Genomic DNA, 12,407 nt, shown 5'->3' with positions numbered 1-12,407 from the left:
ACCGCCGCTGCTACTCCAGCTCCGAAACAAGACCAGGTGCTGGAGTAGCAGGCGGAGGTCAGCAGGGCCGCATCGAGCGAGTGCGGCGACGCGTTCGGCGGAGCTCTCTCGCCTCTAACCCCTCGGGACGTGCAAATGCTCGGTCTCAGGTCTGTGTTCACGACCCAGCACGAACGGAACCATCTGCAGCCACTGGTACGGGAACAACTCGACCGTTGGATAGCGGGCCCCAAGGGCTGGGATCCTTCTGCGCTTCATGAGAATCGGTGGGCGACCATCGGCGACAACGTCAGGGCCCTCCTACTGCAACACGAAGGGCAGGATGGATCGACGTCAACGCGCGTACGGATCGTCGAAACGAAGCCGGACGGGCAGTGGATCATCCAACTGACCGTGCACTCGCCCAATGCGAGAGAGCGGGCGGCGTGGGCTTGGATCGACATCGAATCACCCGACCCCGACAGTGAGGACCCACGCCGCCGCCCCCGCCTCGCAGGCACACCCCGCTTCCTCGCGCCCATGCTCGAAATCATCGATGCCTGGGACGGTGCCGCACGCCTCACGACGCGACCAATCGTCATCCGCGGAGACGAAGTCGACGAGGTCCACCGAGCCCTCATCGACACCGAGCGACGAGGTGTCGTCTTCGTCGCCGGCAACGACGACTCGCTGCCTTCAGTCCCATGGACGAACCGGGTCGCCAACCTGACCCGGTTCACCATCGGCATGGCCTCGTGCTACGTGCTGGACGGGGAGGCCACACAGTTACTCAACGCCCGGCTCGGCCAGGCCCACGCCGTACTGCCTGGCCGGCTACGTACCTATCGCTCCCAGGTTCAACCGGACTCCGTCGTCGACGGACTGCGGCACCGGGTGCTGAGCGCCGAACGGATCGCCGACGACAACGAACAGCCCCGGCTCGCGCGAGTCCTCGCGTCTAACGCCCAACTTCAGGCTCTCGAACAGCCGCTACCCGCATCGGTGGCACGGGTACACCGGATGCTGGAACGTCTCGCCGACGACATCCTGGTGCACCGGCTCGGCGACGTCGGTTCGAAGCGGCCATCGCTCGTTCCGTCGCAGCCCCAGGCGTCGGGCGTCGAGACGCGAGAGAGTGATCGCCGACAAGATGACGTCGGCGCGCAGCAAGGCATGTTGCTGGACTACCTGAAGATCAAGGTAGGGGTCGATGACCTGACCGTCGACCGAATCGACGAGATCGTGCGCCTGATCGAGGTCGGTCGGTCATCGCAGGAGGCGCAGAAAGACATCGCATCCCGACTCGCGCAACTCCAGGCCGAACTCGATGAGACACAGAAGGCGTATCACGACGTCAAATGGCAGCTGGATGATGAGCAGATCGAGAATCGGGACGTCGTCGACCGCCTGACCCGGTCCGCGGAGACTGAACGGACGCTGCGCCACCGGCTCGCCTCTATGGGGCAAACAGAAATGGCCTGGACGGCACAGCCATCGGAAGCGGACGTCTCCCGGCCGGCCAGCTTCGGCGAGTTGCTCCGTTGGCTGCCAAGGCTTGAACATGTCGTGTTCACGGGCGATCCTGACTGCGCTGAGGAACTCGACAGCAACGACCCCCTGGGCGCCTGGGCTTCGAAGACCTGGGACGCGTTGTTGGTGCTCCAGGACTATGCAGCGGCGAAGGCAGACGGGCGCTGGGATCGGGACGTGCATGGCTTCCTGGAGAACACTCCGGATGGCTGCCACGAGTGGCCGACGCGACGACACGCCCGTGACGAGAGCGCGGATGTCCGAACCAACCCGGCGTTCTGGAGGAAGCGGGTGCTACCCGTGCCGGTCTCCGTCATTCCGGCGGGCGAGACCTTCATGGGGGCGCATTTCAAGATCGCTCAGTTCGCGATGATCAGCCCCCGCATGCACTATTATGACGATACGGCGCAGAGCGGACGGATCTATGTCGGATACATCGGCCGGCACCTTCCGACCGGGCAGACCAATTGACGCAACAGACGCAATGGACGGGGTCAGCACGGCGCACCGTCCGACCGGCGCGTTCGTCCTCGACCATGGCCGTCGACGCGACGACGAGCATCCCGTCGACGGACAGCGGCAGCACGTAGGCGACCTCTGGACGTTCACCGAACCTCAATCCCGATTGCCGAGGTCGCCTACGACGGTTGGCTTGCCTTCGAGAGGAAACGGAGGGAGAGCCGATGAGCGACTTCCATGACTGGGACGACATCCGCGCCGCGCTGCACGATGGGGACGACCATGCGCTCGATGCGGAAGGTGCCCGCACCGAGGCGTGGGTCAGTGCGTTCCACCGCGCCGAGGAGCGCAAACGCCTCGGTTCACCCAACGGCCGGTGGCCGAGCTGATGGGAGTTACGCCCGGCCGGGTAAGTCAGATCGAGAGCGGCGATCTGGAGGCCAACGAGGTCGCGACACTCAGCCGGTATGCACGAGCGCTGGGCGCGCGGATGCGGCTCATCTTCGACTACGGCAGCGATCTGCGGCAGATCGCCTGATCTCCGCTAGCGCTCGGACGGCATGGTGCCCGGCAGGGGGTAGCCCTTCCGGCGAACTGCACCGGTCGGCACGCCGAGGTCACCCAGCACCAGCCGACGCGCCTGAGCTGTGCAAAGTTAGCGGTAGCGGCGTCAGGCGTCTCCTGCCTGCCGGTTGCGCTCATCAGCTCAGACCCCGCGTTTCGAGCGGCACGAGAGGTACCAGCAGTTCCTCCGGAACGCGACGCAGATTGTCAGATGTACGGGATGGACCAATCGAACATCCGCACCGGCAGGAGTACCAGAACGACGGTCGCGGCGACGGCGAGCAGAACGCGCACGGTGCGAAGACCTCGCCACCACGGGATGATCCAGAGCAGCAACCACATGGCACCCGAGATCGCCAGATGCGTGCCGATCACCCCGAGGCTCGTCTCCTCGCACATGTTGTCGGCCACGGCCTTCTTGCACAGGGCCGGCGGGCCGTTGTGGTCCCCGAAGTTTCCCAACACGCCGACGATGCCGGCCAACACTGGAGCCGCCACGAGGGTGAACAGCGGCGTCACCAACCATCCGGCGAGGTCCCGGCGCCGGTTCGCTAGCCGTTCCACTCGCAAAACGGTACAGCCGGGTAGGCGGGTGGCGCAGCCCGTGAGATCAGCTGGGCGGTACGCGGACCGCCTCCGGCGAGGTGTGCCGTGACGGCGAGCCGTACTCCAATGCGGGCGGAGTCCCGACCGGGACCGCTCACCGGCACGACCAGCCCGCGGAACTCGGTCAGGAAGGCACGAGCCGGAGCGTGCATGGCAAAGCCCTCCGGGGCGAGCCCTTGCTTCCGCTCGCCGACGTCCACCCGGCGGCGTGGCGTCCAACCCGCCATCCCGAGTGTCTGAGCCGCGCGGTCCGGCAGCGGGCGGTCGTCCCCCCGCATCACCGCACCTCCCTCAGGTCGAACGCGTTGCGCTGGGCCCTCGGGTGGTGGACCAGGCCGCCGATTCTGGCCACGATGCCGTCTCGGGTCTGTGTCGCGGTGGCGAAGACGGCTGACGGGCGGCCGAGCGCGTCGCCCTGGTGAACTTCGATGTCGCTGGTGCGGGATGTGTCGAGCAGGTGGGCGGCGAGGCAGCCGACGCTGTTGGCGTTGACGATGTCTTCGTCGACACCGATCGCGGGGGCGAACATGCGGGCGCTGGCTGGTCCCGCGGTCGGCGCGAGCACGTAGGCGAAGCAGCCGAGATAGCCGAGCCGGCGGCACTCGGCTGCCAGCTGGGTCAGGTCAGGCCGCATTGCTGACAGCGTCCGGCGTTCTCGGACACGGACGAGAAGCCGGGGCGTGCCGGGCGAGGCGACCCGCAGGTCGTCGGCGACGATGTCGCTCGGCGTCAGACCGAGGGCCGCGATGATGGCGCTGCTGGCCGGTTCGGTGCGGTCCGACAGCGTGATGATGCCTTGTTCGAACCAGACTTCGATGCCGTCGCGCCGGCGGGTGGCGGTCACGGCGACGATTCGGTTGCCGGTGCTCTGGAGGCCGTGGTGCTGGGTGCCGCCGGCACGGTGCAGCAGGACGGCCTGCGCGGCGATGGTGCCGTGGCCGCAGTTCTGGAGTTCTCCCTCGGTGGTGAAGAACCGTACGCGGGGCAGGGCCACACCGCTGCTGTCGACGAATGCGGTGTGGGAGGTGCCGACCGTCGATGCGACAGCGCGCCGCTCCTCGTCGGTGCGGCTGGCGTCGTCGATGACGACCGCGGTAGGGCTACCGCCTCGTCCGTCGCGGGTGCAGGCATCCACCACGATCAACCCCATGGGGCAACTCCCAGATGATCCGGAGGTTCCAGCGGCGCCCGAACAGGTCGAGGGCGGCCAGCAGTGGCCTCTCGATGCTTCGATGTCCGACACGGTAACCAGTAGCCGGGACAGCGCCGGGCACGACCGTCGGGAGCGGCTCGGTGGGACCCCTCGATCCGGCCGCGCGGCGTAGCGTCGAATCCGTGGCGAGCCGTTCGTAGTACAGACAGGAGGCGGTCGGAGGAGACCGCCGGGACGAGGGAGTCGTGTTATGCCGCGGTACCTGATCTCGTTCAACGAGGGCGCGATGGACCACATCCCCGCCGAGGACTGGCCCGACGTGGGCAAGGCCTCGCACGCGGTGGTCGAGGAGGCCGTGAACGCCGGCGTGTGGGTGTTCGGCGCCGGGCTGGAGAGGCAGCAGGCGAGCATCGTGGCCACGGACGGAACGGTCACCGACGGTCCCTACCCGGAGACCAGGGAGGTCGTCGGCGGTTTCGCGGTCGTCGACGTGGCCACACGCGAGGACGCGCTGGCGTGGGCTGCCAAGGTCGCGGCCTCGTGCCGTTGCGCGCAGGACGTCCGGGAGCTCATGCCCGATCCCGAGACGGACGCGATGATCCGCCAGGCCGCCGGTCGGGGGTGACGACGGCCCGACGGGGTCTGATCGAGGACCCGCGTGACCCGCTACGACGGCACGTCAGGCGACACCCGCAACGGCCCGTACACCGGGCAGATCCGGCGTCGTGTCCATTGCGCGACGAACAGATCGAGCCTGCGGGCTGCGGAATTAGCCTGATTCGGTGATGTCGATGGCTGGCGCGGGCGTACGCGTCCGGCTGCTCGGCCCGGTGGAGGTGGTCGCCGCCGACGGCCCGCAGGCGGTGAACGGGTTGCGCCGCAAGGCGGTACTGGCGACGTTGGCGCTGCACGCGGGCCGGGTCGTGAGCGTCGACCGGCTCATCGACGTGGTCTGGGGCGAGCGCCTGCCGGCCACCGCGGAGAACACGCTCCAGCGCCACGTCTCCTACCTGCGCGGGGTGCTCGGCGAGCCCGGATCGATCGTGGCACGTCGGCCCGGTTATGTGCTCAACACCGGGCCGGAGTCCACGGACGTCCAGGTCGCCGAGCACCTCCTGGAACTGGCCCGCCGCGCGACGGACCGGGCGGAGCAGGTGGCCCACCTGACGGAGGCGGTGGCACTGTGGCGCGGACCGCCGCTGGCCGACGTGGCCGGGTCCGCCTGGCTCGAGGAGCAGGCGGAACACCTGGCACGCCTGCGGTTGGAGGCCGAACGAGCGCTCGCCGAGGCCCGGCTGTCGGTCGGCGAGCATGCTCGGCTCGTCCCCGGGTTGGAACGGCTCGTCCGGCAGCATCCCTTCGACGAGCACCTGCACGCGCAGCTGATGCTCGCCCTGTACCGGGACGGCCGACAGGGCGAAGCGGTCACCACGTACCGGCGGTTGCGCGACGCCCTGCGGGACAACCTCGGCATCGACCCCAGTCCGCGGCTACGGGATCTGGAGCGCGCCATCCTGCGCCAGGACACCGCGATCGCCGCGCCAGCCCCGACGCCGACGGCACGGCCGGTGGCGGTGGCGGCGCAGCTGCCTCCTCCCGTACCGACATTCACCGGGCGCGAGGCGGAACTCGCCGCCCTGGACGCGCTCGTCGACCAGGGCGGCGCCGTGGTGGTGTCCGGCACCGCGGGCGTCGGCAAGACCGCGCTTGCCGTGCACTGGGCGCACCGCGCGGCCGGGCGCTTCCCCGACGGCCAGCTCTACGTCAACCTGCGTGGCTTCGACCCGGCGGCCACACCGACCGAACCGGCGCGAGCGCTGCACGGATTCCTGGAGGCGCTCGGCGTTGCGGCGGCGCGGATGCCCAGCGAACCGGACCTGATGGTGAGCTTGTACCGCACGGCGGTGGCCGGCAAGCGTCTGCTGGTGGTGTTGGACAACGCGCGCGACGCGGAACAGGTCCGACCGCTGCTGCCCGGCTCACCCGACTGCCTCGCGATCATCACCAGCCGGGACCAGCTCACCCCGCTGGTCGTCACCGAGAGCGCCCAGCCGGTGATCCTCGATCTGCTGAGCCCCGACGAAGCCCGCCACCTGCTGGTCCGCCGGCTCGGGGCGCACCAGGTCGCCGCCGAGCCCGCCGCGGCCGACGACATCGCCGACCGCTGCGCGCGGCTGCCCCTCGCGCTGGCCATCGTCGCGGCCCGAGCCGCCACCAACCGGCGGCTCTCACTGGCCGCGGTCGCCGGTGAGCTGGGCGACCTGAACGCCTTCCACGGAGGCGACGAGGCCACCGACGTCCGGGCGGTGTTCTCCTGGTCGTGCCGAACGCTCAGCCCGCCCGCGGTCCGGCTGTTCCGGCTGCTGAGCCTGCATCCCGGCCCGGACGTGTCCGCCCCGGCCGTGGCCAGCCTCGCCGGCGTCACCCCGACGGCGATCGGTCCGCTGCTCACCGAGCTGACCCGGGCGAACCTCCTCACCGAGCACACCCACGGGCGGTACGCGTTCCACGACCTGCTGCGCGCGTACGCCGCCAGCCTCGCCGACGACGCGGAGTCACCGGCCGACCGACAGGACGCCGTGCACCGGTTGCTGGACCACTGCCTGCGCGCGGCACACGCCGCGGACCTCGCACTGCACCCGCACTTCAGCGAGATCAGCCTCCCGCCGCCCCGGCCCGGCGTGACGGCGGAGTACCCCAGGAACAAGTCGGCCGCCACGGCGTGGTTCACCGCCGAGGTCCCCGTTCTGCTCGCCGCCGTACCGCTCGCCGCGCGGTCCGGGTTCGAGGGACACGCCTGGCGGCTCGCCTGGGCCATGGCCGGCTTCCTGCACCGGCAGGGGCACTGGCAGGACTGGCTCGGCACGCAGCGGATCGCTCTCGCCGCCGCGTCCCGCATCGGCGACCAGGCCGGGCAGGCCCATGCCCACCGCAGCCTCGGTCTCGCCTGCTCCCGGCTCCGGCGGTACGACGAGGCGGACGACCACCTGCGGCGCGCGCTCGACCTGTTCACCGAGGTCGGCGACGACGCCGGGCGGGCACACACCTGCCTCAACCTCGGTCAGCTGGCCGAGCGGCAGGGGCAGCACCACCAGGCGCTCAGCCACTCCCGGCGGGCGCTGACGCTGTTCCGGCGGGCTGGGAACCGGGCCGGGCAGGGGTACACCCTCAACGCGGTCGGTTGGCAGGAAGGGCTGCTCGGCAACTACCACAGTGCCCTCACGTCGTGCGGCGAGGCGCTGCGGATGTTGCAGGAGGTGGACGACGTGCAGGGACAGGCCGACACGTGGGACAGCCTCGGCCACGCCCATCACCAGCTCGGGGACGACCGGCGGGCGGTCGCCTGCTACGAGCACGCCCTCGAACTCTTCGCGCAGGTCCACGACCGGTACGCGGTGGCGAGCACGTACGTCAATCTGGGCGGCAGCCACCGGGCCCTCGCCGACCTGGGTGCCGCCCGTGCCGCGTGGCGCCGCGCCCTGAGCATCCTCGACGACCTCGGCGATGCCGACGCCGACTCGCTGCGCGCCGACCTCGAACAGCTCGACGTCACCCGGCTGTCCTGACGCCCCGCGCTTTCAGCGCCGTTTCCGGGCCGTTTCAGTCCGGCCCGGCACTCTTCGGGCACCAGTTTCCCTCGCCAGGAATGGAGCATTCGATGAGTCGCTTGGCACGCAACCTCGCGGTGGTGGGGGTGGTCGGCGCGATGGTGCTGGCCACGTCCTCCGCAGCCGTGGCCCAGACCGACAAGCCGCCGACCAGAGGCACCGACTGTGTGGTCCAGTACCTCGACGACCGCGGCGGGATCGCCCGCACCGAGACCGAACCGGAGGGTCGGGAGCACGGTCAGTTCCGCTGCGTCGCCGCGCAGTGGACATTCGCCTGGGACCCGTTCGGGGCGGACGACATGATCATGACCGACGAGATCTGGATCGATCCGTCCGGCGCTGTCACGGCCCGGCGGTTCATCGGTCCCGCGCTCGGCAACGACCTCGCACTGGGCGAGATCGCCGCCATCACCCAGGCCGTCACCGGCAGCGGGAAGGTGCTGATCGACCGCGCGATCGTGGCGATCGACGACGGCAAGGAGCGGACCCCGGAGCAGGTCCAGGCGCTACTCGCCGGCAAGGACACCACCGGCGTACGGGTGCTGGGCACCATCGACAAGCCGGATCCCGCCAAGTCGACGAAGGACATCATCGACGAGGCCGGCGGCACACCCGAGTCCACCGTCGTCTACTTCAGCATCTTGGGCGCGATCAAATCCGCGCTCGCGTGGGTCGCGGACACGATCCACGACATCGGTGAGTGGATGGAAGAGCACTGCAGTTGGGGGCCCTCTCCCACCGGCCTGGGTGTGGTGATCACGTGTGGCTGGTAGCCCGTACGACTCCGCCGACAGCGGTCACCGAGATGAGGACGCCATGAGAGCTCTGCGGGACATCGCCAAGCGTGCCACCGTCGTCACCGTGGCACTCGTCGTCGGGCTGGTGGCCTCGTACGCGCCGTCGCACGCCGCCGAGGACACGGCCAGGACGACGGTCACCGACCAGCCCGGTGCTCCGGGGATGATGCTGCGGCAGTTCGAGGACCTGACCGGTCAGCCCGTCGGTGATCTGGACACGGTGCTGGCCGTCGACGCCGGAGGCCGGGATCTCACCGCCGACCAGCTCGCGGCGCTCGTCGCCGGCGAGAAGGTCGACGGCGTCACGGTCGTGGGCGCGATGCCGGGCGGCCGGGAGATCCTCGGCACGACGATGGCCGACCTGGCCGACGGCGTGTACGACGGCAGGGGTGACAGCGGGACAGCGACAGCCCTGCTGTTCGCCTCGTCGGTGCCGGGGGGCCGGGAGTGGTGCCTGACCATGTGCATGGCCTCGGGCAAGTCCTACTGGGAGTGCATCCAGTCGCGCCGGGGCGACCAGACCTTCACCCTCGACCTCGGCGGCGACACCACGGTGGGCGGGATGAAGGCTGCCTTCGAGAAGGCCAACGGCGTCGCCGCCGACGGCCCGTACGCCGTGGACACGTTGACCGGCGACCGCGAGCCCTCGGCGCAGGAGATCGAGACGCTGCTCGACGGCAAGGACGTCGACTCGCTGCGCCGGGTGGCGAGCGTGGCGGGGCCGGACGCCGGGTGGGCGCTGGGCGACATCGCCGAGAAGTCGGGCGTGCCGTACCTGAAGACGAGGATCCACATCTTCACCCTCGGGCTGCCCATTCTCGGGAAGGTCGTCGTGGTCTGCGTCTCGCACAACGACGGAAAGACCTGGAAGTGCTCGGCCCGCCCGTGGAGTGGGTTCTAGCGGTCGATGAAGCCGCTCCGCGTCGACCGGGTCGGTCGACGCGGAGCGGGACCGGTCCGAGGTACGGCCGGGGCTGCGACTCAGCCTTCGCTCAGCGCGCCCGCCACGGCCTGCCGAAGGGCCGTCGGTGGACGGCCGTCCGAGCCCGCGTCGCCCTTCCTCGTTGACGGGGTCAGGTACTGATCGCGTCAGCTCGGATGCGAGGCTGAGGGGCGTGCCGTCCTCTCTCGCGCGTCGTGTGTACGAAGCCTGTCACCTGACCGGGTCGTTCCGGCTGCGATCCGGTCAGGTGAGCCCCGAGTACTTCGACAAGTATCTGTTCGAGGGGCAGCCCGATCTGTTGCGCGACGTGGCCGAGGCGATGGTCGCCCTGCTGCCGGAGTGCGACGTGCTGGCCGGGATGGAGATGGGCGGCATACCGATCGCCACCGTCATGTCACAGCTGACCGGGCTGCCGACGGTCTTCGTTCGCAAGCAGGCCAAGGAGTACGGCACCGGCAAGGCGGCGGAGGGCGGCCCGGTGGACGGCCGGCGCGTCGTGGTGATCGAGGACGTGGTCACGACGGGCGGGGCGCTACTGGCGTCGTGCCGGCAACTGCGCGCCAGCGGCGCGGTGATCGAAACCGTGGTGTGCGCGATCGACCGTGAGCAGGGCGGGCGGGAGAACCTCGCCGCCGAGGGGCTGGGGTTGCGCGCCGCCCTCAGCCGACGCGATCTGGCGCCCTCCGCGTCGGCCTGACCGCCTCCCCCCGCCGCAACGGGGTAGCGCAGGCGGTACCGCAGGAGGGCAGCAGGAGGGATCGTCCCGGCATCGGAATCCTTGAACCATTGATGGCGTCAAGCGAGTTCGATACCGAGGAGCCGTCATGCCCCTGCAAGAGCGCACGTCCACCCGCCGCCGCCGGACCCTGCGGGCAGCCGCCGGGACGCTGGCCGCCGTCGCCGTCCTGACCGGACCCCCGGCGTTCGCCGCCGAATCCGGTCGGCCCGCCGGCCCACGCGACGCCGTGCAGCGGCAACTGGACCGCCTGGTCAGCGAGGAGGGCTTTCCCGGCGTGCTCGCCTCGGTGCGGGGGACCGGTGGACGCGTCCGCGACTACACCGCCGGCGTCAGTGACCTCCGGTCGCACGGCCCGGTGCCCCGCGACGGCCAGGTTCGCATCGGCAGCAACACCAAGACCTTCACCGCCGTGGTCGTCCTGCAGTTGGTGGGGGAGAGCCGCATCGACCTGGACGCCACGGTCGAGCACTACCTGCCCGGCGTCGTGCGGGGCAACGGCAACGACGGCGGCGCGATCACCGTACGCCAGCTGCTCCAGCAGACGAGCGGCCTGCCCGACTACGACGACGTGCTGTTCACCCAGCCGCAGGACCTCGTCGACAAGAGTCACTCGTACTACCAGCCGCGCCGGCTGGTGGACGCCGCCCTCACGAACGCCCCGCACTTCGCGCCCGGGGCGAAGTGGGAGTACAGCAACACCAACTACGTGCTCGCCGGGCTCATCGTCGAGCAGGTCACCGAACGCCCCATCGGCGAGGAGATCACCAACCGCGTCATCAGGCCGCTCGCACTGCGCGACACGTACTGGCCGGGCGTCGGGGAGCAGCGCCTTCGGGGCACGCACCCACACGGCTACGTCGCGGTGGCCCCGGGCGCTGAGTGGGTGGACGTCACCGACATGGACCCGTCCCTGGGCTGGGCCGCCGGCCAACTGGTCTCGACCCCGGACGAGTTGCGGACCTTCTTCGAGGCGCTCGTCGGTGGCAGGCTGCTCAAGCCCGCGCAGCAGGCGGCCATGATGACGACCGTGCCCGCGCCCGGCTTCGAGCCGACCGGCGAGTACGAGTACGGGCTGGGCATCGCCCGGCACGAGCTGCCCTGCGGCGGCGACGGCTGGGGTCACGGCGGCGACATCCAGGGCTTCGAGACCCGCAACCTCGTGACCGAGGACGGCCGCAGCGCCGTCGTCGCGGTGACCGGTCTGCCGACCGGTGAGCAGATGCTCGCCGAGGTGAACGAGAGCGTCGACACGGCGCTGTGTGCCACCGTCCACTGAGGCATCGTCAGCGCGGTGACACCACGGCGCGGACCGCTGACGGCTTCGGCCGTCGCGGTCCCGTCGGCGCGGGTACCGGCTGCCGGCTCTGGCATCGGAGGAGCTTCCGGTCGACCGATGTCCGGCCCTGGCGGGTCCGCGAGCCGTGATCCGAGCTGAGCGAGCTGCGCTACCGGCCCGCCGGTGGCCGGGTCCTCAACTGGGTGACGAGCCGATGCCCGAGGAGGGAGGCGGTTCCCAGCGGACGCCGGCGATCCCGGCCGCCTGTCCGTGGGCCCGGTTCACAATCGCCTCCGCCTCCCGTCGCGCGGCGGTCACGATGCCCTCCGCTTCAAGCCGCGCGACGGCGCGGTGGTCGTCGGCCTGCTTCTCGGCGAGGTCGAGGATCTGCTCCACCCGGGTACCCAGGCCGCTGAGGGTCGGCGTCTGTCGCTTCCGCCGTCGTTGCGCGGCGACCGCCGCGCCGCCGGCCGCCGCCTCACTGCCAGGGTCGCGGTCGACCAGGCCGTCCTCGACGAAACTCGACTCCGTGGTGCCGACCAGGGAGAGCGCCACGCCGAGGGCGGCGATCGCGACACCGGACCAGACGGCGGCCGGCCCGAGGGACGGGCCGGCCGCGGCGCCGACGCCGAGCCCGACGAGGACGGCAGCGGTCCTGACTGGCTTGCGCACGAGCTCTCCTCGGGTGGCGCGGGACGTCTGTTCACGTTTCAGCATGACGACCGGGTCAAGCATGGACCGCAGGGTTCACCG

At 70.4% G+C, this 12,407-nt stretch carries 13 protein-coding genes; 9 read left to right on the top strand and 4 right to left on the bottom strand.

Annotated features, from left to right (window positions below; genetic code table 11):
• Nucleotides 1-153: 153 nt before the first annotated feature.
• The 3 genes from ABZT87_RS11630 (at nt 154) to ABZT87_RS11620 (ending at nt 2,506) form a co-directional block, all read left to right on the top strand.
• Nucleotides 154-1,980 (top strand): hypothetical protein, encoded by a 1,827-nt coding sequence (locus ABZT87_RS11630; protein ID WP_355135240.1) that lies wholly within the window; start codon nt 154-156, stop codon nt 1,978-1,980.
• Between the two features lie 212 nt (nt 1,981-2,192).
• Complete coding sequence (locus tag ABZT87_RS11625; RefSeq protein ID WP_355135238.1) at nt 2,193-2,357, top strand: hypothetical protein; 165 nt, start codon at nt 2,193-2,195, stop codon at nt 2,355-2,357.
• Entirely contained in the window at nt 2,345-2,506 is a 162-nt protein-coding gene (locus ABZT87_RS11620; protein ID WP_355135236.1) for a helix-turn-helix transcriptional regulator, read from the top strand. The genes ABZT87_RS11625 and ABZT87_RS11620 overlap by 13 nt, the downstream gene beginning before the upstream one ends.
• Nucleotides 2,507-2,739: 233 nt before the next feature.
• Here ABZT87_RS11620 and ABZT87_RS11615 read toward each other — a convergent pair whose 3' ends face one another.
• The 3 genes from ABZT87_RS11615 to ABZT87_RS11605 are packed head-to-tail and all read right to left on the bottom strand — an operon-like array spanning nt 2,740 to nt 4,288.
• Nucleotides 2,740-3,051: a hypothetical protein gene (locus ABZT87_RS11615; protein ID WP_354856312.1), complete on the bottom strand. Its 312-nt coding sequence runs from the start codon at nt 3,049-3,051 to the stop codon at nt 2,740-2,742.
• A gap of 32 nt (nt 3,052-3,083) precedes the next feature.
• Nucleotides 3,084-3,416, bottom strand: a complete 333-nt coding sequence (locus ABZT87_RS11610) for an SUKH-3 domain-containing protein (protein ID WP_355064100.1) — start codon at nt 3,414-3,416, stop codon at nt 3,084-3,086.
• Nucleotides 3,416-4,288: a PhzF family phenazine biosynthesis isomerase gene (locus tag ABZT87_RS11605; RefSeq protein WP_355135234.1), complete on the bottom strand. Its 873-nt coding sequence runs from the start codon at nt 4,286-4,288 to the stop codon at nt 3,416-3,418. Before ABZT87_RS11605 ends, ABZT87_RS11610 begins: the two co-directional genes overlap by 1 nt.
• A 253-nt stretch (nt 4,289-4,541) precedes the next feature.
• Between ABZT87_RS11605 and ABZT87_RS11600 the strand changes: the two genes are divergently transcribed.
• From ABZT87_RS11600 to ABZT87_RS11575, 6 genes are all read left to right on the top strand, one after another.
• Nucleotides 4,542-4,916 (top strand): YciI family protein, encoded by a 375-nt coding sequence (locus ABZT87_RS11600; protein WP_355135232.1) that lies wholly within the window; start codon nt 4,542-4,544, stop codon nt 4,914-4,916.
• A 160-nt stretch (nt 4,917-5,076) separates the two neighbouring features.
• Nucleotides 5,077-7,857, top strand: coding sequence for a BTAD domain-containing putative transcriptional regulator (locus tag ABZT87_RS11595; RefSeq protein ID WP_355135404.1), 2,781 nt, complete (start codon nt 5,077-5,079; stop codon nt 7,855-7,857).
• A 92-nt stretch (nt 7,858-7,949) separates the two neighbouring features.
• Complete coding sequence (locus ABZT87_RS11590; protein WP_355135230.1) at nt 7,950-8,672, top strand: hypothetical protein; 723 nt, start codon at nt 7,950-7,952, stop codon at nt 8,670-8,672.
• Between the two features lie 43 nt (nt 8,673-8,715).
• Nucleotides 8,716-9,597: a hypothetical protein gene (locus ABZT87_RS11585; RefSeq protein WP_355135228.1), complete on the top strand. Its 882-nt coding sequence runs from the start codon at nt 8,716-8,718 to the stop codon at nt 9,595-9,597.
• A 214-nt stretch (nt 9,598-9,811) separates the two neighbouring features.
• A complete protein-coding gene (gene pyrE, locus ABZT87_RS11580; protein WP_355135226.1) occupies nt 9,812-10,336 on the top strand; it encodes an orotate phosphoribosyltransferase in 525 nt (174 codons plus the stop codon).
• 127 nt (nt 10,337-10,463) lie between these two features.
• Nucleotides 10,464-11,654, top strand: a complete 1,191-nt coding sequence (locus ABZT87_RS11575) for a serine hydrolase domain-containing protein (protein ID WP_355135224.1) — start codon at nt 10,464-10,466, stop codon at nt 11,652-11,654.
• Nucleotides 11,655-11,849: 195 nt separating this feature from the next.
• Here ABZT87_RS11575 and ABZT87_RS11570 read toward each other — a convergent pair whose 3' ends face one another.
• Nucleotides 11,850-12,326, bottom strand: a complete 477-nt coding sequence (locus tag ABZT87_RS11570) for a hypothetical protein (protein ID WP_355135222.1) — start codon at nt 12,324-12,326, stop codon at nt 11,850-11,852.
• Between the last annotated feature and the right edge of the window lie 81 nt (nt 12,327-12,407).

This window comes from Micromonospora sp. NPDC005237, assembly GCF_040607775.1.
GTDB lineage: Bacteria > Actinomycetota > Actinomycetes > Mycobacteriales > Micromonosporaceae > Micromonospora.
This window is presented reverse-complemented; position numbering and strand designations above follow the sequence as displayed.